This is a genomic window from Nocardia sp. NPDC004278, assembly GCF_053602975.1.
The window spans coordinates 20,150-46,277 of sequence record NZ_JBSGEQ010000045.1; the positions used below are offsets into that span (position 1 = coordinate 20,150).

The window sequence follows — 26,128 nt, forward strand, 5'->3', positions numbered from 1 at the left end:
GATCAGGGCTGCGGGGGGGAGGCCGCGCGAATGCGGGCGGCGAGTTCGGCACCACGGCCGCCAAATCTGTCTCAGACAATATAGGCTAAGGCTGTATCTTCGAAGGGACAGCGATGTCTGCAATGACCGAAGGCTCGGCACGCGCACTCAATGGATTGGTCACCCACGGTTGGAACCGGGCCGCGCAGCTCTACAACTTCCCGGTGCTGCAACGGCTGGCCTATCGTCCGCCGCAGCACGAGATCATCGCGCAGTTGCGGCTGAGCAGGGCGCATCGGATCGCCGATGTCGGTTGCGGCACCGGCATTCTCGCCGCGCGCATCGCACGGGAACTGCGGCCGCAGGTGGTGTACGGCTGCGATGCTTCGGTGGGGATGTTGAAACAGGCGAGGTCGCGTTCGGACCAAGTGCAGTGGCGCAATCGTCGGGCCGAGGATCTCGGATTGCCCGACGGTGCGGTGGAGGCGGTGGTGTCCACGCACGCGTTCCATGCGCGCACTGGTCGAAGCGGCCGGATTCACCATCACCGAGCAGCGTCCGGTGCGTCGGCCGCTGCCGAATTCCATGGTGCCGGATGTGCTCACGGTCGCCCGGCGCTGAGACAGCGAGAACGCCTGGAGTCGGACGCGGGTAACCCATCCGTGGCATGCTCGATTCATAGGCGATCTCGAATCGAAGGTGGGTGCGATGCCCGGACCAGCGCCATGACCGCCACCGTGTGGTACGCGTCCTACGGCTCGAATATGCATATGAGCCGCTTTCGCTGCTACCTCGCCGGAGGCACGCCCGACGGCGGAGCGGTGACACTACCCGGCTGCCGCGACCGGACCGGGCCGCTACGGTCGGTGCCCGTCACGCTGCCCGGTCTGCAATATTTCGCCACCGAATCCCTGACCTGGACCGGCGGCCGAGCCTTCTACGATCCGGATGCCCCCGGCGAAACCGCCACCCGCGCCCACCTCGTCACCATCGGGCAGTTCTCCGATATTGCCGCCCAGGAGATGTACCGAGCGCCCGGCATCGACCTCGATCTCACCGAAGCGATCACCAACGGCCGCCTCACCTTTGGCCCCGGCCGTTACGAAACTCTAATCTGCACCGGCACTTTCGAAGGCCACCCGATCCTCACCATCACCGCGCCCTGGCACTACACCGACCTCCCCGGCAACCCACCCTCGGCCGCCTATATCCGCCATCTCGCGGCGGGCCTCGCCGAATCCCACGGCTGGGCCGCCGAGAAGGTCGCCACCTACCTGGCCACCCGCCCCGGTGCGGAACTCGGCTGGACACCCGGGACCATCGCCACCCTGCTCAGCGGTCAGGCCACGCGGATGGATGCCGAGACGATCGCGCCGTCGCGAACGACGTAGTCCGATCACCGCTGCGAAGTCTCGAACCCAGACGGTGCGGGTTCTGGCTGAATCAGGCCTCTTCAGTGCGGCGTTCGATGACAACGAGCGGGATTTCGCGGTGGGATTTCGCCTGGTAGGTGTCGTAGAGCGGAAAGATCGCGGTCATGAGGTGCCACAGCGGTGGTTTCTCTTCAGCGGTCGCGGGTCGCGCACGCCCGGTGAATTTCTCCGCGCCGACTTGGATTGTGACGTCGGGTTCCGCGATCAGGTTGAGGTACCACGCGGGGTGGGTGGGGGATCCGGCGTTCGAGGCCACCAGGACGTAGCGGTCGTCGTCCTGTCCATAGATCAACGCGGTGCGCCGGAGCTTTCCTGATTTCCTTCCGCGTGTGGTGAGCAGCAGCGAGGGCCAGCCTTGGTAGAGGTGGCCACTGCGCCCGTCGGTCTCGACGTAGTCTCGGATGTGGTCCGCCACCCAGTCTGTCGGGCTGTCGTGGACGTCGTCGGGTTCGGGCGCCGAACTCTCGGATAGGCTGTGCAGCAGGTGGTATCGCGTGAATCCGCTGTCGGTGACCCCAGGGAATTCCTGCACTCGCTGCCAGCCGCTGCCTGATCCGATCATGCCTTGGCCGGACCGTTCGATCGCGTCGCGGTGGGCGTCCGCAGTTGTCCATTCGGCGTAGGGGAGCACTCGGGTGCCGTCGGTACTGACGTGGAAGTGGCCGGAGATGCCGCCGGGGTGTGGGTCGGTTTCGCCGGCCATCGCGTCGAAAACCGTATCGACCCAGCGTCGTTGCCGATCGTGATCCGGTCCGTCGAACTCGACGTCGAGGATGACGATGCATCCTGGAACCGGTGGATTCACCCCAACGCTGCTGCGATACAGCCGATATTCGACCGCTTCGATGTCGGCAAATCCGGTCAGGTATTCGCGGCCCGCTTCGCCGTTTCGCCACTGGGTGTAGGTGAGGTTCTGCTCGCCGTCGGTGCTCACGAATGCGGTGCACGAGATGAGTTCCTTCGGCCAGGAGCCGCGTTCCAGATCCGCGAAGACCTCCGCCGCCGCCGACCTCATGATCAGTACGGCGTCGACGTCGGGATGTGCGATGTCGGGCAATGCATTACGGGCGATCATGGTTCGCTCTCCGGTCATCGTTGGTTGGGGTCAGTTCAGGCGGCGTAGGGGTGCTCGGATCGAGCGACTTCCAGCGCTCGGCCGAACCAGAGGAGTTGATCGATCAACTTCGCGGCGGCGGCGGCACTGGCCGCCGTGGATGTCAGCTCGCCCGATGCGCTCATGGCGTTGTGGAAGCTCACGGTTTCGCGAACAGTCACCGCGTGCAGTTCGGTGAAGACCTGCCGAAGGTGCTCGACTGCGCGAAGTCCACCTGCCATGCCTCCGTAGGAGACGAATCCGATCGGCTTGGCTTGCCACTGGGTGTAATGCCAGTCGATGGCGTTCTTCAGCGGCGCGGGATAGCTGTGGTTGTACTCCGGTGTCACCACGACGAATGCGTCGGCCGCCGCGAGGCGCGGGCTGACAGCCGCCAGTGCCGCGACCTCCTGTGCCCCGAGGTCGGTCGACAGCCGTTCGGGCAGAGGCGATTCCGCGAGGTCGATGACATCGACGGTGATTCCCGCACGCTGCTCGGCGTGTTCGACGAACCAGTTGGCGACTGTCGGGCCGAATCGGCCCGTGCGGGTGCTGCCGACGATCACGGCGAGGGTCAGTGGGCTTTCGGATGCGCTCATAGGTAAAGCCTCGAACTTAAACACGAGTTCAAGTCAAGGTAGTGTGGGCCGCGTGACACCGCCGCATCCCGAAGTCGCCGAAGTGACGATCGGCGAACTGGCCGAACGCAGTGGTGTTCCGGCCTCGGCGCTGCGCTTCTACGAGCGGCAGGGGCTCATCCACAGTCGTCGCACCACCGGGAATCAGCGTCGCTATACCCGGGCGACGTTGCGGCAGGTAGCCTTCATCCGCGCCTCACACCATCTGGGCATTCCCCTGTCGGTGATCGGCAACGTCCTGGCACTGCTGCCACCCGGTGAAACACCAGGCCAGGAGTTCTGGGCCAGGGCATCCGATTGCTGGACCAAGGACATCAACTCCAGAATCGCGCGACTGGAGCGGATGCGCGATCGGTTCTCCGAATGCATCGGCTGCGGCTGCCTGTCGTTCCCGCAATGCGCACTCGTCAACCCGAACGACGAACTGGGCAAAGAGGGTTCGGGTCCGCGGCGGCTCTTCGACAACTGAGGCGTCGCTCGAACAGGCGATGCTGGCGCTGGACGACCGAAGAGCCGTACGCGGCTGATCGCGCCGGTTGGGGCCCCGAGCCGAAGAAGGCTAGTTGGCGGCGCTGCCCGCGATTCGCAGAATCTCTTCGACGATCAGCTCGGGTTCGGTGAACATGATCAGATGACCGGAGCGTTGCGCCTCGACCAGCCGACCATTGGGGAAGGCGGCGGCGGTGCGGCGATGGGCGGCGGTCAGCGCCAGCCGGGTCTTCTTGTCCAGCCGTGACAATTTCGTCCCGGTGATAACGCTGACGTCGAGGGCGCCGAGTCCATGTGGCTGCTCGCGCAGCTTTCCCAAACCCGTACTGAATTGGTCTTGTTCGGCAATCATGATGCGTGCGGCCCGCATTGTGAAGTCCTCGGCGCGATGGTCGGCGGCGATATCGGCGGGTTGCTTACCGCCCATCCGGCTGCCGAGCAGCCGGTAGAGGCCGGACCTGGCGAGAACGGGCAGCAGCACCCGGGTCATCGCATACCGCTTCTCCGCTGAGGGCAGGAAATACAGCTCGCAGTTCTCATCGCTCTGATCGACGAGCACGATTCCCCGAATGTCCGCCGGATTTGCCCGCGCGGCGACGCGCACGACGGGGCCGCCCCAGCTGTGCCCGACGAGAATGAAGGGACCATCCCCCAGTTCCCGCAGCACGGCGGCGAGATCGTCGGCCATTCGGTCGAGCGTGCGCGGTTGTGAATCGCCATCGCTGCGCCCGGTACCGGCCCGGTCGTAGACCACGGCACGCACACGCTCGGCGACCACCGGCTGTACCAGGCCCCAGATCGACCGCGAGAATCCCATGCCGGATTCGAATACGACGGTCGGCCCACCCGATCCACGCACCATATAGTGCAGCCGACGGCCATCGGTTGTCGTCACGAACGCGCTTGTCCCGAAGGTGTGTCCCGCCTGGCGCCCCTGTCCGGCGACCCGCTCGATCACTGTGCCCAACCCGTCTTCCGTCGATGTCCGCAGAGCTCGCTGCGCCTGCCGCTCGAGCCGCGATGGCCCGCTTACAGGACTAGACAACTTCGGCCGATTGTGCAAACCGATCCCGCTATCGGGCGGGTCTCGACGGGGAACTCCAGCCGGTGCCGGGGCGAGCGCTGCCGACTGGAGTCGAAACCGACTGCGGTCAGGCCAGTTTCAGCGAACGCCCGATGATCTCCTTCATGATCTCGGTGGTGCCGCCGTAAATGGTCTGGACGCGAGCGTCCATATAGGCCTTCGCGATCGGGTATTCCTTCATATAGCCGTAGCCGCCGTGCAGTTGCAGGCAGCGGTCGATGAGGTCGAGCTGTTCCTCGGTGCTCCACCACTTGGCCATCGCGGCATCCTCGACCGAGAGCTTGCCCGCATTGAGGTCTTCGATGAAGCGGTCGACCAAGACGCGAACCGCGGTGGTCTTCGTTGCCAGTTCGGCGAGCACGAACCGAGTGTTCTGCAGTGCGCCGATGGGCTTGCCGAACGCCTTGCGGTCACGGACGTACTGAATGGTCATCTCCAGGCAGGACTCCATGGCCGCGGCCGCCATGACGGCGATGGACAGGCGCTCCTGCGGCAGGTTGTGCATCAGGTGGATGAAGCCCATGCCCTCGGTGCCGAGCAGGTTCTTACCGGGGACGCGGACGTCGGTGAAGCTCAACTCGGCGGTGTCCTGCGCCTTGAGGCCGAGCTTGTCGAGGTTGCGACCGCGTTCGAAGCCGGGCATACCGCGCTCCACGACGAGCAGGCTGAAGCCCATCGCGCCCTTGGCTGGATCGGTCTGCGCGACGACGATGACGATATCGGAGTTGATGCCGTTGGTGATGAAGGTCTTGGCGCCGTTGAGGATCCAGTCGTCGCCGTCCTTCACCGCGCGGGTCTTGATGCCCTGGAGGTCGGAGCCGGTGCCGGGTTCGGTCATGGCGATGGCGGTAATGATCTCGCCGGAACAGAAGCCCGGCAGCCAGCGCTGCTTCTGCTCGTCATTGGCGAGCTCTAGCAGATATGGGGCGATCACATCGTTGTGGAGAGCGAAGCCGAGACCGGAGTACTGGCCGCGGACGGACTCCTCGGCCACGATCGCGTTATAGCGGAAGTCCTGCACCCCACCGCCGCCGTACTCCTCCGGCATGGCCATCCCGAGGAATCCCTGTTTACCGGCCTCGAGCCAGACCTCCCGGTCGACAATCCCCTGCTCTTCCCACTTCGCGTGACTCGGCGCGACGTGCTGATCGAGAAACTTGCGGAACGACTCCCGGAACAGCTCATGCTCGGGTTCGAACAGTGTGCGCTCCACACCAACCTCCTAATGACCACCCGGCCGGTCCACACCGACCCATCCTTCCCCCATACGGTACCCGCAACAAGAACCCACGTTCACTTCCGACCCAAAAATTATGGCCTCACCTGGCCAAGTCCCCCCATTCCCCCGAACCAACCGAGATTCCCCACAAACCCCCCACCCCCACCGAACCACCCACCCACCGACAATGCGCTGATGCAGGAGTGCTCTCGAGCGTCTTCCTGCATCAGCGCATGGTGATCGTCTGTCCAGGGCTCAGGATGGGAGACTTAGGCCCTGGGCTAGGACTGGCCAGGAGGATTTGAGGGCGTCTTGCCAGTAGCCCCAGGAGTGGGTTCCTGAGGGTTGGAAGTCGTAGGTGGCGGGGATGCCGAGTTGGTTGAGGCGGGTCTGGAGGTTGTGGGAGCAGTAGTTGGTCGCGGCTTCGAGCGCACCGCCGAGGGCGACCTGGTTGGTGAGGCCACCGACGCCGGGGAGGGTATGCGGGCCGTTGAGCGTATCCCACTGGCCGGGCATACCGTTGCCGTCGGAGATGAACAGGTTCAGGCCGCGCAGCTGGTCGGCGTGCACGTACGGGTCATTCGCGGCCCACATCGGATCACCCTGCGGCCCATACATATTCACGGAATCACCGCCACCCACTGCGACCACGGAGTTGACCATGTTGTAGCCGACGGGGTCAGAGATCTGCGCGCAACCGCTGTAGGCGGCAACGGATTTGTACAGACCGGGTGCCGCGATCGGTAGTTGCAGCACCGAAGTGCCCGACATCGACAGGCCCGCGATCGCATTGGTGCCGTTCGTGCCGAGGCCGCTGTCGATGAGCGGCGGCAACTCCTGGGTGAGGAAGGTCTTCCACTTGTTGACGCCGAGCTCCGGATCCGGCGCACGCCAGTCGGTGTAGTAGCTCCAGTGGCCGCCGACCGGTGTGATCACATTCACATTCTTGTCGTCGAAGAACTGCGCGGCATCGGTCCGCGCCTGCCAGGTCGCCGAATCCTCTCCGCCGCCAGCACCATTGAGCAGATACAGGGTCGGTCGCGGAACCGTGGTGTCGGCGGGACGCTGCACCTGGATCTCGATGTTCTTGTCCATGGCGGCCGAATACACCTGCAGTGTCAGGTTGCGGTTGTCCTCGACCGCAACCTCGGCGACATAGGAACCATCGGACGAGCGCGACGAAGCGAGCAGTTTGCCCGAGGAGATGATCGGATCGGCCGAACCGGCCGCGGATGCGAGAAATCCACCAGAGGCGGCCGGAAAGCCCACCAAAACCGCTGCTGCCCCCGCCACTGCCGCCATTCGCACTCTCGTACCAGCCATTCGGCCAAAGTAGGGAGAGTTACTGAAAAATAGCTGAGAGCAGCCTCAGAACAGACTGCGCAGTCGGCCGAAAAGGGTGCGACCCGGATCACGGTCGCGCTCGCTGAACAGGAACCGCAGTTCCTCCTCCAGCTCCTTGCGCACCACATCACGCAACTCCACCGCGGCGGCATGCTTATCGACCGCATCCCGCCACGGCGTCGGGTCGATCGGCGCACCGGCGGAGAAGTAGAAGCGCTCGGGGCGTGGAATACCGGTCGGGCCGACACCGCGGATCAGCGGCGGGGTCAGCTCGCGACTCAGGCCGAGCGCTTCGACGGCCCAGCGCAGTGGGCGCATTACCGGATGGTCGCCGTCGACAACGATGTCATAGGCGTCGTCGACGCCGATCATCGCCACCGGCACGATCGGCGCACCCGCTTCGATCGCCATATGCGCGAAGCCGGAGCGACCCTCCCATTTGAGGACGTACTTTTCGTTCTTGCGGCGCACGGCTTCTCGGCCACCGCCGGGAAAGACGATAACGGCCTCGCCGCGGGCCAGCAGCGCGAGGCAGTTGCTGCGATTGCCGCGCACCGACCCGAAGTGGTGCAGCAACTGCCGGATACCGGGCACATTGATGAGCACATTCTCGGCAAGCCCGCGGATCAGCCGCCCGCGACGGCGCAGCACCTCCGGCAGCAACAGCGGTGCATCGATACCGCCCATCAGATTGTGGTTGCCGACCAGCAGTACCGGACCCTCGGCCGGAATGTTCTCCAGGCCGTAGAACCGCGGACTCGTCCACGCGCGCAGCGGCGCGAGCAGGGCGTCGAGCACCCGCTTATCGGTGTCGGTGAGCGAAACCGATAGTGGCGCACCGTCACTCAGCACGGGCGTGGCGAGCGACGAATCACCGGAGCGCCGATCACCGGAATCGGCGGCACCGGAGTGGTCATGCGACATGGAACCCTCCTGATGTCGATTCGATGACGATAGCGCAACGAATTCGCCTGTGTCGCACTGGATGTGCCAGGGGTGCGCTACCGACCGGCCGGTCCGTGAACGAACTGGGCCGATACCGGGGCGTCGGACCCCGCCCAGCCGCCACCCTCAGCGGGGTGGCCGACTGCTCGCCGGTCGCTGGATGACACCACGGCTCAGTGCGAATGCCCGTTGGTCTCGGCCGGACCCGATCCATTGGTTTGCGCCGAACCACCGGCGTGCGCGTACTGCGACAGTGCCGCGGCCAGTGCGTGCGGAACGCGTGCGCGGACCCGGGTGCCGCCCTCCTCGTGCTCGGAGGTGGTGATGCGCCCGTCCGCGTGGATGCGGGCGAGCAGATCGCCGCGGGTGTACGGCAGCAGCACGCTGATCTCCACATCGAGGCCACCGAGCACCTCGGCCAGGCGCTCACGCAGTTCGGCGATACCGGTGCCCCTGTGTGCGGATACATAGGACGCGTCGGGCAGCATGCCGCGCAACCGGGTGAGCTCGACCGGGTCGATCGCGTCGATCTTGTTGACCACCAACAGTTCCGGCGGCGCTGGCGTACCCGACTGCTTGATCACATCGGTGATCACCTCGCGGACCGCCTTGATCTGTTCGGCGGGCAGCGGATCGGAGCCGTCGACCACGTGCAGCAGCAGATCGGCGCCGGTGACCTCCTCCAGGGTGGACCGGAACGCCTCGACCAACTGGGTCGGCAGATGCCGTACGAAACCGACGGTATCGGTGAAGACGACCTCGCGGCCGTCGTCCAACTCGGCGCGGCGGGTGGTCGGATCCAGGGTCGCGAACAGGGCGTCTTGGACCAGCAGGCCCGCGCCGGTCAGCGCGTTCATCAGACTGGATTTGCCCGCATTGGTGTAACCGACGATCGCCACCGACGGGATGCCGCTGGAAGTGCGGCGGGCCCGCTTGGTGTCGCGTGCGGTCTTCATCTCGCGAATCTCGCGGCGCAGCTTGGCCATTCGTTCGCGGATACGACGGCGGTCGGTCTCGATCTTGGTCTCACCGGGACCACGCAGACCCACACCGCCACCGTTGCCACCCGCACGACCACCGGCCTGCCGGGACATGGACTCACCCCAACCGCGCAGTCGCGGCAGCATGTATTCCATCTGGGCGAGCGAGACCTGCGCCTTGCCTTCGCTGGAGGTGGCGTGCTGGGCGAAGATATCCAGGATCAGCGCGGTCCGGTCGATCACCTTGACCTTGACGACCTTCTCCAGCGCGGTCAGCTGTGCCGGTGTCAGTTCACCGTCGCAGATCACCGTATCGGCGCCGCTTTCGAGCACCACCGCACGCAGTTCGTCGGCCTTGCCGGAACCGATGTAGGTGGCCGGGTCCGGCTTGTCGCGGCGCTGGATCAGGCCCTCCAGAACCTCCGAACCCGCGGTCTCGGCCAGCGCGGCCAGTTCGGCCATGCTCGCGTCGGCCTGGGTGGCGGTGCCGGTGGTCCAGACCCCGACCAGCACGACCCGTTCCAGGCGCAGCTGCCGGTACTCGACCTCGGTGATATCGGTGAGCTCGGTGGACAGACCCGCGACTCGGCGTAGCGAGGAGCGCTCGTCGAGCTGCATCTCGCCGACCGTGGGATCGGCGGTCCACCCGGACCGCCGCATCCGCGCGGCGTGCTCGGCTACTACGTCGCCGGTGCCTTCCGTCGTGTCCTCGACGGCCTCGTTGTCATCGTCGGCCGGAGTGAATTCATAAGTCTTTGATTTCGTCATACAACATCCATGCTGCCACGCGAGCTCAGGTACGCGCATTCGGTTATCCCTGGACGCGGCCGACGCCCGTGGTTCACACCGGTCCAGGCGAGCCGCCAGACGCCCACAATGTCCGCAGTTCGGCCACTGACGCACCGTGACCTGAAGGCGCAGGTCGTAATCCCCGCCGACCTCAGCACACATCACAGCGACCCGCACGGCACCACCGGATCATCCCCAGGTGGTGTCCCGGTAGTAATCGCCGAGAATCAGGCGAATATAGCGATAACCGCTGTTCAGCTCGTCGAGGGCCGCGGCCGAGCACTGGCCGGGGTCGGCGGATTTGCCGACCAGACGGCAGAACTCCTCGCGCTGCGGCTCACACTGCTCGCGGGTGAGCAGGGTGGGCAGTGTGGGCAGCCGGATCGGCGTACCGCACCAGCTAAGCCACATCCGCCCGATTTTCGGCGACTACTACCGGAACCCCAAGTTGGTGCGGCTGTCGATCAACCGCGCCGCCCATTCGACCTAGGGGTGTCAGGGGCCGAGAGGACCCGCCAACCCGATCATTTGGAGCATCCGATGCGCAAGACCGTCGCCGCCATCGCGGCAGCCGCCCTGGCCGCGGGCATCCTGTCCGGCTGCGGCTCTTCCGCGGAGCCGACCACCACCGTGCATCCCGGCCACTACGCTCAGGTCAACGGATTGAACATGTACTACGAAGTGCACGGCGAACCCAACGGTCTGCCGCCACTGGTACTGCTGCATGGTGGGCTCAGCAACATCGACAGCACATTCGGCAAGATTCTGCCCGATCTGGCGAAAACCCGACAGGTCATCGCCATCGAGCAGCAGGGGCATGGGCGCACCGCCGATATAGACCGGCCGTTGCGCTACGAGACCATGGCCGATGACACCGTCGCGGTGCTGAACACGCTCGGCATCCGCAAGGCCGACTTCTTCGGCTTCAGCGACGGCGCAACCATAGGCCTCGATATCGGCGTCCGCTACCCGGAGTTGTCTCGCAAGCTGGTGCTGACCTCCGTCGGCTACGACCCGCGCGGGGCACAACCGGGGCTGCACGAAGGGCTGGCACAACTGCAACCACAAGTCTTCGAAGGCACCCCGTTCCTGGCCGAGTACAACCGACTTTCCCCGCGACCCGAGGATTTCCCGAAGGTGGTCGAACGCGTCAAGGATCTCGATGCCCACACACCGACCTACGCTCCGGAGCAGATCAGGTCCATCCAGTCTCCGGTGCTGATCATCGCCGCCGACAACGACATAATCCGCCCCGAGCACACCATCGAGATGTACCGACTCCTGGGTGGCGGCGTCGAGGGCACCAAGGGCATGCCCGCCGCACGCTTGGCAGTGCTTCCCGCTACCTCACATCTCACCGTATTCGACCAGACACCGCTGTTGCTCCCGATCGTCCTCGACTTCCTGGGCGTATCCGAAGCGGGCCGGTGAGCATTCGTCAGAGCCGATCCTCGTACTCCCGGTGGCGCGGCGACAACGCTCGAGCTCGGCCGGTGGCCGCCCGCCACACCTCGCCCGGTGTTCGATCGACACACCGTCCGCGTGCGGTATGTCGTCGCTCAGCTCCGCGCGCTGGGCGATTACTGATCTCGGTGGTAACCCGCCCGAGTTGCCCACGATGGTTCGGCGCCAGATGCGGTGTGCGCTGATGAGGGATCGCCGCCAATGGCATTGATCGTCTCCGTTTCACCACTGGTTGTGATGTCCGAGCACCGCGGAGCAGATAGGCCGACGCGGACCGAGGCCACGCGACCAGCGAGCTAGGCGGCCTCCCACCAGCTTTCGGCAATCCGACCGGTTGCCACCAGCACCGACGGCCCACGCAACCATGCCGCGCCCTCGGCCAGGCGGACGGTGACTTCACCGCCGGGTACCCGAACCCGGACCTCACCGCTATCGGTGGCGATGCGGAAACCGTTGGCGGCCAAGGCGGCCGCCGCGGTGGCGACAGTTCCCGTTCCGCAGGAACGGGTTTCGCCGACACCACGTTCATAGACGCGCATATCTACCGCGCCGTCGACCAGTCCGGTCACGATCTCGACATTCACGCCATGCGGGAACAGATCCGGGTCGAATCCGGGGGCGACGCCGAGGTCGAGTTTGGCGAGCGCGTCGGTGGACAGGCTCGCATCGACGCAGGCCAGGTGCGGATTGCCGACATCGATGCCGATACCGGGAAACGCCCAGCCGCCGATGGTGGCAGTCGACGGGCCCAATTCGCGCACCATCCCCATACCGACGGTGACCTCGCCGTTGACCGGCCCGCCGCTGTGCACGGTGACCGGACGGGCTCCGGCCCGACTGCCGACCACGTACTCCGCGCGCGATTCGAATCCCTGTGCCGCCAGGTAGTGCGCGAAAACCCGCACCCCGTTGCCGCACATCTCGGCGATCGAGCCGTCGGCATTGCGGTAGTCCATGAACCAGTCGGAGTCGGTGACACCCTCCGGGATCTCGGCGAGCACACCGGCGTCGCGCAGCGCACCCGCGCGCGCCACCCGCAGCACACCGTCCGCGCCGAGGCCGCGCTGGCGATCGCAGAGCGCGGCCACCCGGTCCGCGGTCAGGTCCAGGCGGACCTGCGGATCGGGCAGCACCACGAAATCGTTCTGGGTGCCATGGCCCTTGGTGAACTCGATATCCGACACGTCGCGCATTCTCCCTGCTTATCGTCCTCGAACCAACGTACGGCGCTGCCGTGAAATTTCGTACAGCGCGACCGCGGCGGCCGATGGCGCGCCCAGCGAGCTGGCGGTGCCACCCATCGGGATGTAGACCATATCGTCACAGGCCTGCTGCCAGGCCGCGCTCATGCCGCTGGTCTCATTGCCGATGACCAGGATGGTCGCCTCGGCGAAGTCGTAGTCGAAGACCGCGTGCGCGCCGTTCTCGTCGGTGCCGACAATGCGGGTCGGGATTCCCCGCTGCACCTGCCGGTCGCGGAATTCGAGTACCTGCGCGGTCCCGGCCGCACGGAATACCGGCATGGCGAACAGCGAACCGGTGGACGCACGCACCGCCTGCGGATCGTATTGGTCGGCGCCGTGGCCGGTGACAATGATGCCGCTGGCGCCGAACGCATCCGCCGAGCGGATGAGCGTACCGAGATTGCCCGGCGAGTTGGGGCGGTCGAAGACGATCACCACCGGCGGTGCCGGGTCACCGGGTTCGCCGGGTTCGAAGGTATCGAGCTCGGGCTGCTTCGATACCGCGACGGCCACCAATTCCGGTATGCCGGTGGACTTCTCGCCGAGTTCGGCCATCAGCTCCGGCACCAGGCCGACCTGCGGCACACCGCTGGTCTCCAGTAGTTCACGCGCCCAGCTCGACAGGTCGGGCGTGCCGAGCCGGTAGAGCATCGTCTCCAGCGGCCAGTCGTTGGCGATCGCCTGGGTGATCGGACGCACGCCCTGCACCAGGAAGCGACCGTCGCGGTGGCGTTTGGTGCGGTTGCTCAGGTACGCCTGCCACACCTGCACCGAGGCATTGCGGGTACTCATACGACGTGTCACTGCGGCGTCCGTTCCTTCTCGAGCAGGGTGAGTGCGGTCACGACCAGATCGGGATCGGCGCCGTCCACCCAGCGCACCCGGGGATCGCGGCGGAACCACGAGCGCTGCCGCCGGACGTAGCGCCGGGTGCCGATCAGGGTGCGTTCCTGTGCGTGGTTCAGGTCGTATTCGTTGTCCAGATACGACAGGACTTGCACGTAGCCGATCGCCCGGCGCGCCGTGACGCCCTCGCGCAGACCCTGATCGATGAGGCCACGGACCTCGTCGACGAGACCGGCCTCGAACATCCGCGCGGTGCGCAATTCGATGCGCGCGTCGAGTTCGGCCGTCTCCCGGTCGACCCCGATGATCACGGTGCCCCAGCGCGGTCGTCCGATGGCGGGCGCCGACGCCGCAAACGGGCGGCCGGTGAGTTCGACGACCTCGAGCGCGCGCACCATGCGGCGGCCATCGGTGGGCAGAATCGTCGCCGCGGCGGCCGGATCGGCCTGTCGCAGTGCCTCGTGCACCGCGCCGAGGCCGCGCTCGGCCAGCAGCTGCTCCCAGCGCACGCGGACCGTGGGGTCGGTAGCCGGAAACTCCCAATCATCGAGCAGCGCTTGGACATACATCATCGACCCGCCCACGATGATCGGGATGCGCCCGCGGGCCATGATCTCGCGCACGTCCACGCTGGCCGCGGCCTGGTAGGCGGCGACGGTCGCGGTTTCGGTCACGTCGAGGACATCGAGTTGGTGGTGCGGGATGTCGCGGCGTTCGCCCGGAAGGAGTTTCGCGGTGCCGACATCCATGCCGCGGTAGAGCTGCATGGCGTCGATATTCACGATTTCGCCGCCGAGCCGCTCGGCGAGATCGAGACCGAGATCGGATTTGCCGGTGGCGGTGGGGCCGACGACGGCGATCGGAGTTATCACGTTGCCGGACAACGGGTTCCCCGGCGCCGAGCCCGTCGAATGCGAATCCGAATCGATCACGAACCACCTCCCGATGCGCTCGGCCGCCAGACGCTCACCTGATACCCGACGCCGAACGGGGCATCGCTGTACAGGGTTTCAACGTAGGGGGCTTTCGGATCCGCGGCGAACAGTCCAGCAAGCACCTGATAGGCCGCGCGCCCGGATAGTGCCAGTTCGGCGCACAGTGCCGGATCCAAGGCGAGCAGTCCCGCGGTATCACCCTCTGCCAGGGCCCGGTCCAGCTCGCGCTGCACGTCGGCGGCGCGCTCGTCGAGATAGCCGGGCGCCTTGACTGTGAGGGTCGCGGCGCCGTCGGCGATCACCAGGACACCGGCCGGTTCGGGCGAGCCGTCCAGGGCGCTGCGCAGGTCCGCGCCGATCCGGGCACACCGATCGGCGGGGGTATCCGCGGCGACCAGCGTCGTCGAGGCCACCGCATCGGGTGCGATCTGTCCACGCAACCACCCGGCGATCAGGGCGGGTAGCGGCAGCTGCGGATCCGCTGCGTCGGGACTGTGCCGGGCCCGCGCAAGCGCATCGTCGGAAAGTGCGACCCGGACGTCCGCACCGAAACCGCGGAAGGTGCCCACCGCGTCCTGGCCGACGACCTGCGCGGCTTCGCCAACACCGATGACCGTCCAGTGCCGAGTCACCTCGGCCAATGCGCCAACCGCGGCGAGTGCGGCCGCGCGCAGCACGGCTGGCGCGTCATCGGGACCGGCCCCTGCCGCGTGCGCGAGACCGCCGCAGAGCTCGGGCACCAGGATCGGCGGCGACGGGACCAAGGCCGCAATGGAGAACACGCCGTAAACCGTAGTCGTTGGCCGAATGAGCGATCCACACCGCCGCTGTCGCCCTCCGTAACGCCCGGCTTCGAGTGTCTCTGCCGCAAACTTGGCCGAGATTGATAGTGTTCGAGGTGCTACAACCCAGGTCATCACGGGTTGATTTCCCTGGGAATCATCAGTCGGAGGGTATTGATCGATGGTTTACAGGGCTCGGACCGGGTTCAATGGAGTGAGCTAGGGCGTAACCAGGCAGCCGTGACGCGCGGCAGGGACGAGGAGCAATGAATCAAGCATCGCGCAGCGATTCAGTGAGGGGTGGTGGCCGGGAGACGGGCGGGCGCGACAGCAACGGAACGGCGAAAGCGAACCCAGGCAGCACGCCGCGCCCCTCGGATGCCCCGAAGACCGCCGCGCCTAAACCTTCCGCCACCCCGAAACCGTCCGCGGCCCCCAAACCAGGTGGGTCGACGGCACATCCGAAGCCGCATGCGATCAAACCGGCGCCGGGTCCGGCCGCACAACATCCGCATCCGGTCGTTGTCCCGACCGTCAGCGATCCCAGCGCCTGGGGCCGCGTCGACGACGACGGCAGCGCCTGGGTGAAGACCGCCGACGGCGAGCGCATCGTCGGGTCGTGGCAGGCCGGTGACGCCGCCGAGGGGCTCGCGCACTTCGGCCGCCGGTTCGATGATCTGGCCACCGAGGTGGCGCTGCTCGAGGCGCGGCTGGCCGCTGGCGCGGATGCCCGCAAGACCAAGGCCGCCGCGGTCACCATCGCCGAATCGCTACCCACCGCGGCCGTTATCGGCGATATCGACGGGCTGGCGCGACGACTGCAGGCCATTGCCGAACACTCCGAAGAGGCGGCGGCACACGCCAAGGAGGAGAAGGAAAAGGCCAGGCACGAGCACACCGAGCGCAAGGAAGCGCTGTGTGCCGAGGCCGAGAAGATCGCCACCGAATCCACCCAGTGGAAGGCTGCGGGCGATCGGCTGCGCGAAATCCTCGACGAGTGGAAGTCGATTCGCGGGGTGGACCGCAAGGTCGACGACGCGCTATGGAAGCGCTACTCCAAGGCACGCGAGGCATTCAACCGGCGCCGTGGCGCGCACTTCGCCGAACTCGATCGCGAACGCGCGGCCGCGAAGACGCGCAAGGAAGAACTCTGCGTCCGCGCCGAGGAGCTGTCCGGCTCCACCGATTGGGGTGGTACGGCCGGTGTGTTCCGTGATCTGCTGGCCGAGTGGAAGGCCGCGGGGCGGGCGCCGCGCGAGGCCGACGAGGCGCTGTGGCGGCGGTTCAAGAGCGCCCAGGATGTGTTCTTCGCGGCGCGCAATGCCGCGGTCTCCGAACGCGACGCCGAATTCGAGCACAATGCGGCCGCCAAGGAAGAGCTGCTGCACGCCTACGAGCACATCGATCCGGCCAATGGCCTGGACTCGGCCCGCGCCGCACTGCGCGAACTGCAGGACAAGTGGGATGCGATCGGCAAGGTGCCGCGCGAGCGTATCCAGGAGTTGGAAGGCAAGCTGCGCGTCATCGAAAAGCGGGTCCGCGACGCGGTGGACGCCCAGTGGCGGCGCACCGATCCGGAGGCAATGGCGCGGGCAGCGCAGTTCCGCGAGCGGGTGGCACAGTTCGAGGAGCAGGCCGCAAAGGCAACCGCCGCCGGAAAAAAGCGGGATGCCGAGAAGGCGCTGGAGCAGGCCAAGCAGTGGCGCGAATGGGCCGAGGCCGCGGAGGGTGCCGTCAGCAATCGCTGATGGTCAGCGGCGGTGCAATGCGCTGAGCGTGCACTCTGCGCCGAAATCCGGCGATCGATGCCGGATTCTGGCGAGGGTGCACGCTCAGTGCGTTTCAGCGGGCGGAGGTTCAGGAATCGCCGATGCGGCGCCGGCGATCGCGTTCCTCGGCGGCGGCCGCCGCGATGCGGCGCTGTTCTTCCGCGGCGAGTTGCAGTGCGGTACGGCTCCAGACGACGCGGATCCAGTGGAATGTCAGGACGATGATCGCGATGGCGCCGAGAATCAGCCCGACGCCAGGGCCCGCACCGTGATAGTTGCCGAGGCCGGGGGTCTGGCGGTGCCAGATGGCGAAGACACCGAAGACGCTGCCGATGGCCGATCCGGCGACGGCGATCCACGCGAGCACCCAGCGGCGGGTCATCAAGGCGAGCAGCGAGAAGCCGATGCCGAACAGGACTGCGAACCAGACAAAGATCCGTGACGGCAGACCGATGTGCTCCGCACGGGCGGCATCGGTGCCGAGCAGCACATCGAAACCGCGGGCACCCCCGGCATGCGGCAGCACCAACGACAGCAGCAGCAGGAATACCGCCCCAGCAACCACCAGCGCGCGCACGCCGGGATCGATCTCTCCGGCGATGCGCCGCTCGACGGCGTCGAGTTCGTCCTTGAACTGCTCGAAGTCATTGCTGCTGTCGACCGAGTTCACTGAGCCCTCGTTTCCTTCGGCTGATTCGTGGTCCGCTGCCTTATCCGCACCCACTGTGCCATCAGTGCTCTCAGCGGCCTCAGTCGACCCACTACGTCCGGTAGTACTTTCCTCATCGTCGCCCGCGCCCGACGTCGGATTGCCCGCGACGCCGCCCTCATACGGGGTCGAGGAACCGCCGTCGGGTATGCGCCCGGACGCCGGATCCGTGCCCTCGACCGCGTGATCAGCTCGGGCACCATCCGAATTCGATGCGGACGAACCAGCCCCCGGTGCACCGTATTCGCGGTCGGGCGCGGCGTCCGCTCCCCCGGTACCGCGCGCCGTGTCGTCGTCACCCGGCCGGATGCTCACGAATCCACCTCGCTACCGCTCGATCGCGTGCAGGCGTTCAGCGAATGTTTCGTCGGCGCGGTCGACACCGCCGCGCTGGCCCTGGCCGCGGTGACAACCGCACCAATGGCTCGCACGATCATGCGCCGCAACCGGTTGAGCAGCCAACGGCGGCCGGTTCCGGTGCGGGGACGCCGATGCGGGGCAGGCCGAGGCCGACACCGATGGGTTCGGTCTTGGGGGTGATGCCACGTTCGTGGGCGTCGCCCGCGTGGGTGCGGCGGTGCGATTTGATGGCCGAATCGGCGATCAGGTGGTGCGGGGCCGCGTCGGTGATATCGACGGTGATGATGTCGCCCGGACGGATCCGCTCGGCGGTACCTTCGGGGCGGAAGTGCACGAGCCTGCCATCGCGGGCGCGTCCGCTCATCCTGGCGGTCGCGGCATTCTTCTTGCCAGCGCCCTCGGCCACGAGCAGTTCCACCTCGGTGCCGATCAACGCGCGGTTCGCATCGAGGGAGATCTCCTCCTGCAGCGCGATCAGGCGGTCGTAGCGTTCCTGGACCACGGCCTTGGGCAGCTGGTCGGGCATATCCGCGGCCGGTGTGCCGGGACGCTTGGAGTACTGGAAGGTGTAGGCGCTGGTGAACCGCGCCTGCCGGACCACATCCAGGGTCTCCTGGAAGTCCTCCTCGGTTTCGCCAGGGAAGCCGACAATGATGTCGGTGGTGATCGCGGCATGCGGCATCGCGGCCCGCACCTTCTCGATAATGCCCAGGTAGCGCGCCTTGCGGTAGGAGCGGCGCATCGCCTTGAGCACCCGATCCGAACCGGACTGCAGCGGCATGTGCAGCTGCGGGCAGACATTGGGGGTCTCGGCCATCGCCTCGATCACGTCATCGGTGAATTCGGCCGGATGCGGCGAAGTGAAACGCACCCGCTCCAGGCCGTCGATCCGTCCGGCGGCGCGCAGCAGTTTGGCGAATGCGCCGCGATCGCGGGCCTCATCGGGATCGGCGAAGGAGGCGCCGTAGGAATTCACGTTCTGACCGAGCAGCGTGACTTCCAGCACGCCCTGGTCGACCAGCGCCTGCACCTCGGCCAGCACATCACCGGGACGGCGGTCGACCTCCTTGCCGCGCAGTGCCGGCACGATGCAGAACGTGCAGGTGTTGTTGCAACCCACCGAGATCGAAACCCAGCCTGCATAGGCGGATTCACGCTTGGCGGGCAGGCTCGACGGGAACGCCTCCAGCGACTCCAGGATCTCCACCTGCGCCTCGGCGTTGTGCCGGGCCCGCTCCAGCAGCACCGGCAGCGAACCGATGTTGTGCGTACCGAACACCACATCCACCCACGGCGCCTTGCGCACGACGGTGTCGCGGTCCTTCTGTGCCAGGCAGCCGCCGACGGCGATCTGCATGCCGGGCCGGTCGGCCTTGATGGGCGCGAGGTGGCCGAGGGTGCCATAGAGCTTGTTGTCGGCGTTCTCGCGCACCGCACAGGTATTGAAGACGACGAGGTCGGCCGTCGCGCCGGGCGCGGCCTTCACATAACCCGCATCCTCGAGTAGGCCGGATAAGCGTTCGGAATCGTGCACGTTCATCTGGCAACCGAAGGTGCGGACCTCGTAACTGCGGGTGCCGTCCTGGGCCGAAGGTGCGGGAGACAACACTGCCTGTCCGATCGAATCCACCCATCCAGGGTACGGGGGTGGGCAATGTGGGTTTTCAGCGCATCGGCGCAGGCTCCGGGCCCCGACCGGGTCGCATCGGATGGGTTACGGCCCTGTGTCGGACCGGCGTGTCGCGACGGTGTGTCGCGGAAACCGGGGCAAATCGCCGTTTTCCGCTTAAGGTCTTGGACCATGACCGACGAAGCCGCCGTGCCCGACACAATCGGGTTGGCCAAAACCGGGGCAACTAGTTCTGATGAGGGCAGTACCGCCACGGGCGCACCGATGATTTCGATGCGCAATGTGGACAAGCATTTCGGTGAACTGCATGTTCTGCGCGATATCAACCTCGAAGTCCCCAAGGGGCAGGTCGTCATTGTTCTCGGTCCCTCGGGATCCGGGAAGTCGACGCTGTGCCGCACTATCAACCGCCTCGAGCCCATCGACTCCGGCGATATCGCCATTGACGGCGTGCCGCTGCCCGCCGAGGGCCGATCACTCGCCGCACTGCGCGCCGACGTCGGGATGGTGTTCCAATCGTTCAACCTCTTCGCTCATAAGACGATCGTGGAGAACGTGATGCTTGCGCCGCTGAAGGTGCGCAAGGTCAAAAAGGACGACGCCCGCAAGCGCGCCATGGAACTGCTCGAGCGCGTCGGCATCGCCAACCAGGCCGACAAGTATCCGGCGCAGCTGTCCGGCGGCCAGCAGCAGCGGGTGGCGATCGCCCGGGCGCTGGCGATGAGCCCGAAGGTGATGCTGTTCGACGAGCCCACCTCGGCATTGGACCCGGAGATGGTCAACGAGGTGCTCGACGTCATGGTGTCGCTGGCCAAGGAGGGGATGACGATGCTGGTCGTCACCCACGAGATGGGCTTCGCGCGCAAGGCGGGCAACCGCGTGCTGTTCATGGCGGACGGGCTGATCGTCGAGGACGACACACCCGAGGTGTTCTTCACCGCGCCGAAGTCCGACCGCGCCAAGGATTTCCTCGGCAAGATCCTGAGCCACTGAACCGAGTAATCACCGCAACCGTAAACGGCCATGGAAACACCAGAGGGAGAAGGAACCGATGAGGATCAACCGTGCGCTTCGACTCGGCATCGGGGCAGTAGCCCTGACGCTGGCCGCCAGCACCGCCGCCTGTGGGGGCGGCGGCGATAAGTCCGCACTGGACCACGCCAAGGACGGCAAGCTCACCGTCGGCATCAAATTCGATCAGCCGGGCCTCGGCCTGCGCAATAAGGACGGCTCCTACAGCGGCTTCGACGTCGAGGTCGCCAAGTACGTCGCGGGCAAGCTCGGCGTGAAGCCGGAGAACATCACATTCAAGGAGTCGCCCTCCGGTCAGCGCGAGACGCTGATCGAGAACGGTCAGGTCGACTACATCGTCGCCACCTACTCGATCAACGACAAGCGCAAGGAGAAGGTCGACTTCGCCGGACCGTATTACGTCGCGGGCCAGTCGCTGCTGGTGAAGGCCGACAACAACAGCATCAACGGCCCCAATGATCTGAAGGGCAAGAAGGTCTGCTCGGTGAAGGGCTCCACCCCGGCCCAGAACATCGAGAAGAACTACCCGGACACCCAGTTGCAGACCAACGACACCTACTCGCTGTGCCTCGAGGGCCTGCAGGCCGGTTCGTACGACGCGGTGACCACCGACGACATCATCCTGGCCGGTTACGCCGCGCAGAGCGCGGGCACATTCAAGGTCGTCGGCAAGCCGTTCACCACGGAGAACTACGGCATCGGCCTGAAGAAGGGCGATAAGGAACTGCGCGACAAGGTCAACGACGCGATCGAGGCGATGATCGCGGACGGTTCCTGGAAGAAGGCGTTCGACTCCACGGTCGGTGTCTCCGGCTACCAGGCGCCGACGCCGCCGACGGTGAACCGGTACTGAGTTCCTGATCGGGTGGTCCGGACCGGGCCACCCGATCTCTTCGCTACGAGCACCCCTGTACATCGCGCGCGGAAGGACGATCTCCGGCCGCCGCACATCTATCCGATCGGAGGGACGCGCCCACCGTGTTCGACCTGATCTCGAGGTATGACGTCCTCGGCGCCTTCTGGGTGACCATCAAATTGACCGCGGCGTCGGCGGTCCTCGCCCTGATCCTGGGCACATTCGTCGCCGCCATGCGCGTCTCTCCGGTGCCGGTCGCCCGTTTTCTCGGCACCGCCTACGTCACCATCTTCCGCAATACCCCGCTGACGCTGATCATCGTGTTCTGCTCGCTGGGGCTCTACTCCACGATGGGTTGGAAGCTCGCACCCGAGGGCCCGAACTCGCTGGCGCAGAACAACTTCCGCTACGCCGTACTCGGACTCAGCATCTACACCGCGGCATTCGTCTGTGAATCGCTGCGCGCGGGCATCAATACCGTGCCGATGGGCCAGTCCGAGGCGGGCCGCTCACTGGGCTTCACCTTCCTGCAGAATCTGCGGATCGTGGTGCTGCCCCAGGCATTCCGTTCGGTCATTGCCCCGCTGGGCAGTGTGTTGATCGCATTGACCAAGAATTCGACCATCGCCTCGGCCATCGGCGTGGCCGAGGCCGCGACCCTGATGGCCAAGATGAACGAGAACGAGGCCGCGCTGATCACCATCGGCTTCATCTTCGCCCTGGGCTTCGTAATCCTGACCCTGCCGACCGGCCTGCTGTTCGGCTGGCTGGCCAAGCGATTCGAGGTGGCCCGATGAGTTCCGGAGCTTCGGTCCTTTTCGACGCGCCGGGACCACGCGCGCGCCTGCGGAACCAGATCTATTCCGTCATCGCGATTGTCGCGGTACTGGCACTCGGCTGGGTGTTCTACCGCGGCTTCGCCGATAAGGGGCAGTTCACCGCAGAGAAGTGGAAGCCGTTCCTGGAGGCGGACGTCTGGAAGACCTATCTGCTGCCCGGTCTGCGCGGCACCCTCGTGGCCGCGCTGCTGTCGATCGTGTTCGCACTGGTGATCGGCATGATCTTCGGCATCCTGCGGCTCTCGGAACACCGGCTGGTGCGCTGGGTGGCGGGCGCGATCGTCGAGGTGGCCCGGGCCATCCCGGTGCTGATCCTGATGATCTTCCTGTTCTATGTCTTCTCCGATTACCAGGTATTCAAGGTCGATCAGCTCGCACTGTGGGCCGTGGTGATCGCGCTGACGATCTACAACGGCTCGGTCATCGCCGAAATCGTGCGCGCTGGTATCAAATCGCTGCCCAAGGGGCAGACCGAAGCCGCGGTGGCCCTCGGTCTGCGCAAGGGCCAGCTGATGCGACTGATCCTGCTGCCACAGGCGATCACCGCGATGCTGCCCGCATTGATCTCGCAGATGGTTGTCGCACTGAAGGATTCGGCCCTCGGCTACCAGATCACCTACCTCGAGATCGTCCGTCAGGGCTCCCAACTCGGCGCCGCCGAACGCAATACGGTGCCCGCACTGATGGTCGTCGCAGTAGTAATGATTCTGCTGAACAGCACCCTGACCGTCGTGGCCAACAAACTCGAGCAGCGCCTCCGCTCCCGCAAACGCAAGAGAGGAGGCACGGTCGTCGCCGCCGACTCGGTCCTGACCGACGCCACCCCCGGAATGGATATCACTCAGAAGTCCTGAGCCCCAGCTGACTGTTCGGCTCGAAGACACCTCGCCTTGGTCGCCGATCGCGGGATCTCCCGCCTCGGCGACCGGTGCGGGTCATCTGCATGTCATCGGTAGCCGCGCGGAACCAGGACCGTCCGTCGATGGTGTGTACACGACTGCCTGTCGAGGACGCGCTCGGCGGACGTGGAACACGTCAGCCGCAGCGGAATCGGCCGCATAGCTGGCCGCCGCGACCGATGGGCGCCGACAAGAAGCCAGCACATGCTGGCCGAACTGAGGGTGCAGTCGCGGTCCGGCGAACGGATGGATGGTCCCCGACCGTTGTGCGCTGGTCAGAACGAGGTCACGATGCCTCGGAGCCCTTCCCCGTCGAGAAGACCCGGGGGCAGAAGGCCTTTCTGTCGTGGCAGATTCGGGCGGGCAGTCGACTGCCCGGAAGCGGCCCGGACGATAACAACGCATGCTCGCCGAACCGATGCCGCAGTCGCGGTCGCGGTCGCAGCGAACGGGTGGGTAGTCACTGACCGTGTGCCCTTGTCAGGACGAGGTCACGACGCCTTGGAGCCCTTCCGCGTCGAGAAGGCTGGAGGTAGAAGGTTCTTCTGTCGTGGCGGATTCGGGTGGGTAGGTGGCTGCTGCGACGGTGGTGGCGGCGCGGACGAAGGCGGCTACGGCGGGTGAGTGGCAGGTTTGTGGCCAGGCCAGGGCGAGGGTGGTCGGCTGGAGGTCGGTGACGGGGCGGTAGGCGATATCAGGGCGGGGGTGGCGGCGGGCCACCGAGGATGGCGGGAACCAGATGATGCTGCCCAGTTCGATCAGGTTGAAGATCTGTGCCAGGTCCAGGTTTGTCCGGCGGGCGACCGGGTTCCGGCCGTGGGATCCGCTGTGGGCATTGGGGATCAGGCCGTCCTGGTCGGCAGGTGAGCCGTCGGGCAACATTCTGCCGGTGAGGTCGGCCAAGCACAGGGTTGCGCGGGCGGCCAAGGGATCGGATGCCGCCAATGCAACCACGCGCGGCTCGGTCAGCAGGGGTTCGACGTCCAGGTCGCGGTCGTCGAACGGGGTGGGCACCAGTGCGATATCCGCTCGGCCCTGGCGCAGGGCCGGGACCTGCTGACCCCGACCGCCCAACATCACCTCGACCGGAATCGCCGCTTCCTCACGGTGGTATGTCTCGAGGATCTGCAGCAGGAGCCCGCCGTCGTAATCGGTTTTGAGCGCGAGCCGCAACCCGGGCGTGGGCTGCCCAACGTGCCGGGCTCGGTGCGCGGCGGCGGCGACCGCGTCGAGCGCGGTCGGGGCATCGCGGAGCAGAACCTCACCGGCCGCGGTGAGCACAACCTGCCGGGTGGTGCGCTCGAACAACTGAACACCCAACTGGCGTTCTAGCTCCCGAATCGCGCGGGACAGGGGCGGCTGCGCCATCCCCAGGCGCTCAGCGGCGCGCCCGAAATGCAGTTCCTCCGCAACGGCCACGAAGTATCGGAGTTGGCGAACCTCCAGATCACTCATATCCCCACGGTATCAACGGATATCGGATCGGTCCTTCAGGTTCGGTGCCGTGCCGAGTTGACTGGCCAATGCCAAATCACTCGAACAGAGGTCGTCATGATCGTTGTCACCACCCCAACCGGCACCATCGGCCACCAGGTCGTCCAGCGTCTGCTCGACAACGACGCACCGGTGCGCGTCATCGCACGCGATCCCGCACGCCTGCCCGCAGACATCCGCGAGCGCGTCGACATCGTGCAGGGCTCACACGGGGATATCGATGTGGTCACCAAGGCATTCGCCGATGCCGACGCCGTGTTCTGGCTCCTTCCCCCCAACCTTCGCGCCACGAGCCTCGATGCCGCCTTTCTCGACTTCACCCGGCCCGCGTGTGCGGCATTCACGAGCCAGGACGTGCAGCGAGTGGTCGGAGTCTCGGCCGTCGGGCGCGGGTCGGCGGTAGCCGCACACGCCGGACTGGTCACGGCATCGCTGGCCATGGACGATCTGATCGCGAGCACCGGCGTGAGCTACCGAGCGCTGGCCATGCCCTCGTTCATGGACAATATGCTCGGCCAAGTCGAGACCATCAAAAGTCAGGGCACATTCTTCTGGCCACTCGCCCCCGATCACAAACGCCCAACCTGCGCAACCCGCGATATCGCCGCTGTCGCCGCCGAACTGCTACTCGATGATTCCTGGACGGGACAGGACAGCGTCCCCATCCTCGGCCCCGAGGACCTCTCCGGAAACGACATGGCACAGATCATGTCCGAAGTACTCGGCCGCCCGATCCGTTTCCAGCAGATCCCTGGCACCACCTTCAAGACCAGACTCCTCGAATCCGGTATCTCCGAAGTAATGGCCCAGGGCATGCTCGACATGCTCGAAGCCAAGAACAACGGCCTCGACAACGCCGAACCCCGCACCCCCCAATCCACCACCCCCACCACCTTCCGCCAATGGTGCGAAGAATCCCTCACCCCCGCCTTCCAAAACTGACCCCACCCACACTCCCCCAGCGGGTAGCAACTTCGGCGTGCACCACAGTGCATGCTGTGGATTGGTTGCGGCCGATCGGGGTGTATGCCCATGATGGCGGGTTGTCTTGTCGCAGCGCAGATTCGGAGGCGATGGTGCGCGATCAGCGTCACGCCGGTGCAGAGTTCGCCGTGAACTTGGCAGTACCGCTATGTCCTTCGAAGGCACTGCCGACGCTCGGTCAGGATCGCGCGTACAAGCTGCACCGGTTCGACGGTGGCGACGAACATCGCAGCGGCAGTCGGCTCGCCTGCCGACCAAACCGGGCACGGCCGACGCTCGGGTCAAGATCCGG

24 protein-coding genes are annotated in these 26,128 nt (G+C 66.1%); 9 read left to right on the forward strand and 15 right to left on the reverse strand.

Annotated features, from left to right (window positions below; all coding sequences use genetic code 11):
- Positions 1-113: 113 nt before the first annotated feature.
- The gene (locus ACWEO2_RS38850; RefSeq protein WP_452409930.1) at positions 114-1,370 is read left to right on the forward strand and encodes a class I SAM-dependent methyltransferase; all 1,257 of its coding nucleotides are present in this window, start codon (positions 114-116) and stop codon (positions 1,368-1,370) included.
- Between the two features lie 52 nt (positions 1,371-1,422).
- Here ACWEO2_RS38850 and ACWEO2_RS38855 read toward each other — a convergent pair whose 3' ends face one another.
- Positions 1,423-2,487 carry a nitroreductase family deazaflavin-dependent oxidoreductase gene (locus ACWEO2_RS38855; RefSeq protein ID WP_452409931.1) on the reverse strand — a complete coding sequence of 355 codons (1,065 nt, stop codon included), beginning with the start codon at positions 2,485-2,487 and terminating at the stop codon, positions 1,423-1,425.
- A gap of 35 nt (positions 2,488-2,522) precedes the next feature.
- Positions 2,523-3,104 (reverse strand): NADPH-dependent FMN reductase, encoded by a 582-nt coding sequence (locus ACWEO2_RS38860; RefSeq protein WP_452409932.1) that lies wholly within the window; start codon positions 3,102-3,104, stop codon positions 2,523-2,525.
- Positions 3,105-3,156: 52 nt separating this feature from the next.
- Here ACWEO2_RS38860 and soxR point away from each other — a divergent pair, with 52 nt between their 5' ends.
- The gene (gene soxR, locus ACWEO2_RS38865) at positions 3,157-3,612 is read left to right on the forward strand and encodes a redox-sensitive transcriptional activator SoxR (RefSeq protein WP_452409933.1); all 456 of its coding nucleotides are present in this window, start codon (positions 3,157-3,159) and stop codon (positions 3,610-3,612) included.
- A 90-nt stretch (positions 3,613-3,702) separates the two neighbouring features.
- Here soxR and ACWEO2_RS38870 read toward each other — a convergent pair whose 3' ends face one another.
- The 6 genes from ACWEO2_RS38870 to ACWEO2_RS38895 form a co-directional block, all read right to left on the reverse strand.
- Positions 3,703-4,527: an alpha/beta fold hydrolase gene (locus tag ACWEO2_RS38870; protein ID WP_452409934.1), complete on the reverse strand. Its 825-nt coding sequence runs from the start codon at positions 4,525-4,527 to the stop codon at positions 3,703-3,705.
- 256 nt (positions 4,528-4,783) lie between these two features.
- A complete protein-coding gene (locus tag ACWEO2_RS38875) occupies positions 4,784-5,929 on the reverse strand; it encodes an acyl-CoA dehydrogenase family protein (protein ID WP_452409935.1) in 1,146 nt (381 codons plus the stop codon).
- Between the two features lie 261 nt (positions 5,930-6,190).
- Positions 6,191-7,258 carry an alpha/beta hydrolase gene (locus ACWEO2_RS38880; RefSeq protein ID WP_452409936.1) on the reverse strand — a complete coding sequence of 356 codons (1,068 nt, stop codon included), beginning with the start codon at positions 7,256-7,258 and terminating at the stop codon, positions 6,191-6,193.
- 45 nt (positions 7,259-7,303) lie between these two features.
- Positions 7,304-8,203: a lysophospholipid acyltransferase family protein gene (locus tag ACWEO2_RS38885; RefSeq protein ID WP_452409937.1), complete on the reverse strand. Its 900-nt coding sequence runs from the start codon at positions 8,201-8,203 to the stop codon at positions 7,304-7,306.
- A 194-nt stretch (positions 8,204-8,397) separates the two neighbouring features.
- Positions 8,398-9,864: a GTPase HflX gene (hflX, locus tag ACWEO2_RS38890; protein WP_452409957.1), complete on the reverse strand. Its 1,467-nt coding sequence runs from the start codon at positions 9,862-9,864 to the stop codon at positions 8,398-8,400.
- A gap of 318 nt (positions 9,865-10,182) precedes the next feature.
- Positions 10,183-10,404, reverse strand: a complete 222-nt coding sequence (locus tag ACWEO2_RS38895) for a hypothetical protein (RefSeq protein ID WP_452409938.1) — start codon at positions 10,402-10,404, stop codon at positions 10,183-10,185.
- Between the two features lie 129 nt (positions 10,405-10,533).
- Here ACWEO2_RS38895 and ACWEO2_RS38900 point away from each other — a divergent pair, with 129 nt between their 5' ends.
- A complete protein-coding gene (locus tag ACWEO2_RS38900; RefSeq protein WP_452409939.1) occupies positions 10,534-11,424 on the forward strand; it encodes an alpha/beta fold hydrolase in 891 nt (296 codons plus the stop codon).
- Between the two features lie 329 nt (positions 11,425-11,753).
- Here ACWEO2_RS38900 and dapF read toward each other — a convergent pair whose 3' ends face one another.
- The 4 genes from dapF to ACWEO2_RS38920 are packed head-to-tail and all read right to left on the reverse strand — an operon-like array spanning position 11,754 to position 15,264.
- Complete coding sequence (dapF, locus tag ACWEO2_RS38905; RefSeq protein WP_452409958.1) at positions 11,754-12,632, reverse strand: diaminopimelate epimerase; 879 nt, start codon at positions 12,630-12,632, stop codon at positions 11,754-11,756.
- A gap of 27 nt (positions 12,633-12,659) precedes the next feature.
- Positions 12,660-13,493, reverse strand: a complete 834-nt coding sequence (locus tag ACWEO2_RS38910) for a TrmH family RNA methyltransferase (protein WP_355189703.1) — start codon at positions 13,491-13,493, stop codon at positions 12,660-12,662.
- Positions 13,494-13,501: 8 nt separating this feature from the next.
- Complete coding sequence (gene miaA / locus ACWEO2_RS38915; protein WP_452409959.1) at positions 13,502-14,419, reverse strand: tRNA (adenosine(37)-N6)-dimethylallyltransferase MiaA; 918 nt, start codon at positions 14,417-14,419, stop codon at positions 13,502-13,504.
- Positions 14,420-14,475: 56 nt separating this feature from the next.
- Complete coding sequence (locus tag ACWEO2_RS38920; protein ID WP_452409940.1) at positions 14,476-15,264, reverse strand: hypothetical protein; 789 nt, start codon at positions 15,262-15,264, stop codon at positions 14,476-14,478.
- A 266-nt stretch (positions 15,265-15,530) separates the two neighbouring features.
- On the opposite strand from ACWEO2_RS38920, the gene ACWEO2_RS38925 reads away from it, so the two are divergent.
- Positions 15,531-17,012, forward strand: a complete 1,482-nt coding sequence (locus tag ACWEO2_RS38925; RefSeq protein WP_452409941.1) for a DUF349 domain-containing protein — start codon at positions 15,531-15,533, stop codon at positions 17,010-17,012.
- Between the two features lie 109 nt (positions 17,013-17,121).
- Here the strand turns inward: ACWEO2_RS38925 and ACWEO2_RS38930 are convergent, their stop codons facing one another.
- Positions 17,122-17,703, reverse strand: coding sequence for an Rv2732c family membrane protein (locus ACWEO2_RS38930; RefSeq protein WP_354959133.1), 582 nt, complete (start codon positions 17,701-17,703; stop codon positions 17,122-17,124).
- A gap of 472 nt (positions 17,704-18,175) precedes the next feature.
- Positions 18,176-19,732 (reverse strand): tRNA (N6-isopentenyl adenosine(37)-C2)-methylthiotransferase MiaB, encoded by a 1,557-nt coding sequence (gene miaB / locus ACWEO2_RS38935; protein ID WP_452409942.1) that lies wholly within the window; start codon positions 19,730-19,732, stop codon positions 18,176-18,178.
- Positions 19,733-19,996: 264 nt separating this feature from the next.
- Between miaB and ACWEO2_RS38940 the strand changes: the two genes are divergently transcribed.
- From ACWEO2_RS38940 to ACWEO2_RS38955, 4 genes are all read left to right on the forward strand, one after another.
- Positions 19,997-20,725, forward strand: coding sequence for an amino acid ABC transporter ATP-binding protein (locus ACWEO2_RS38940; RefSeq protein ID WP_452409960.1), 729 nt, complete (start codon positions 19,997-19,999; stop codon positions 20,723-20,725).
- A 58-nt stretch (positions 20,726-20,783) separates the two neighbouring features.
- Entirely contained in the window at positions 20,784-21,617 is an 834-nt protein-coding gene (locus ACWEO2_RS38945; RefSeq protein WP_354961809.1) for a glutamate ABC transporter substrate-binding protein, read from the forward strand.
- A 125-nt stretch (positions 21,618-21,742) separates the two neighbouring features.
- Positions 21,743-22,417: an amino acid ABC transporter permease gene (locus ACWEO2_RS38950; protein WP_354961810.1), complete on the forward strand. Its 675-nt coding sequence runs from the start codon at positions 21,743-21,745 to the stop codon at positions 22,415-22,417.
- On the forward strand, positions 22,414-23,313 hold the full coding sequence (locus ACWEO2_RS38955; protein ID WP_452409943.1) for an amino acid ABC transporter permease: 900 nt from the start codon (positions 22,414-22,416) through the stop codon (positions 23,311-23,313). Before ACWEO2_RS38950 ends, ACWEO2_RS38955 begins: the two co-directional genes overlap by 4 nt.
- Before the next feature lie 525 nt (positions 23,314-23,838).
- Here ACWEO2_RS38955 and ACWEO2_RS38960 read toward each other — a convergent pair.
- Positions 23,839-24,813 carry a LysR family transcriptional regulator gene (locus ACWEO2_RS38960; protein ID WP_452409944.1) on the reverse strand — a complete coding sequence of 325 codons (975 nt, stop codon included), beginning with the start codon at positions 24,811-24,813 and terminating at the stop codon, positions 23,839-23,841.
- A 96-nt stretch (positions 24,814-24,909) separates the two neighbouring features.
- Here ACWEO2_RS38960 and ACWEO2_RS38965 point away from each other — a divergent pair, with 96 nt between their 5' ends.
- Positions 24,910-25,794 carry an NmrA family NAD(P)-binding protein gene (locus tag ACWEO2_RS38965; protein WP_452409945.1) on the forward strand — a complete coding sequence of 295 codons (885 nt, stop codon included), beginning with the start codon at positions 24,910-24,912 and terminating at the stop codon, positions 25,792-25,794.
- Positions 25,795-26,128 lie beyond the last annotated feature (334 nt).

Excerpts from the sequence above, each read along its gene's own strand:
- ACWEO2_RS38850 (WP_452409930.1), top strand. The coding sequence starts at position 114 with ATGTCTGCAATGACCGAAGGCTCGGCACGCGCACTCAATGGATTGGTC.
- ACWEO2_RS38855 (WP_452409931.1), bottom strand. The coding sequence starts at position 2,487 with ATGATCGCCCGTAATGCATTGCCCGACATCGCACATCCCGACGTCGAC.
- ACWEO2_RS38860 (WP_452409932.1), bottom strand. The coding sequence starts at position 3,104 with ATGAGCGCATCCGAAAGCCCACTGACCCTCGCCGTGATCGTCGGCAGC.
- ACWEO2_RS38880 (WP_452409936.1), bottom strand. The coding sequence starts at position 7,258 with ATGGCTGGTACGAGAGTGCGAATGGCGGCAGTGGCGGGGGCAGCAGCG.
- ACWEO2_RS38885 (WP_452409937.1), bottom strand. The coding sequence starts at position 8,203 with ATGTCGCATGACCACTCCGGTGCCGCCGATTCCGGTGATCGGCGCTCC.
- hflX (WP_452409957.1), bottom strand. The coding sequence starts at position 9,864 with ATGCGGCGGTCCGGGTGGACCGCCGATCCCACGGTCGGCGAGATGCAG.
- ACWEO2_RS38895 (WP_452409938.1), bottom strand. The coding sequence starts at position 10,404 with ATGTGGCTTAGCTGGTGCGGTACGCCGATCCGGCTGCCCACACTGCCC.
- ACWEO2_RS38900 (WP_452409939.1), top strand. The coding sequence starts at position 10,534 with ATGCGCAAGACCGTCGCCGCCATCGCGGCAGCCGCCCTGGCCGCGGGC.
- ACWEO2_RS38910 (WP_355189703.1), bottom strand. The coding sequence starts at position 13,493 with ATGAGTACCCGCAATGCCTCGGTGCAGGTGTGGCAGGCGTACCTGAGC.
- ACWEO2_RS38925 (WP_452409941.1), top strand. The coding sequence starts at position 15,531 with ATGAATCAAGCATCGCGCAGCGATTCAGTGAGGGGTGGTGGCCGGGAG.
- ACWEO2_RS38940 (WP_452409960.1), top strand. The coding sequence starts at position 19,997 with ATGATTTCGATGCGCAATGTGGACAAGCATTTCGGTGAACTGCATGTT.
- ACWEO2_RS38945 (WP_354961809.1), top strand. The coding sequence starts at position 20,784 with ATGAGGATCAACCGTGCGCTTCGACTCGGCATCGGGGCAGTAGCCCTG.
- ACWEO2_RS38955 (WP_452409943.1), top strand. The coding sequence starts at position 22,414 with ATGAGTTCCGGAGCTTCGGTCCTTTTCGACGCGCCGGGACCACGCGCG.
- ACWEO2_RS38960 (WP_452409944.1), bottom strand. The coding sequence starts at position 24,813 with ATGAGTGATCTGGAGGTTCGCCAACTCCGATACTTCGTGGCCGTTGCG.
- ACWEO2_RS38965 (WP_452409945.1), top strand. The coding sequence starts at position 24,910 with ATGATCGTTGTCACCACCCCAACCGGCACCATCGGCCACCAGGTCGTC.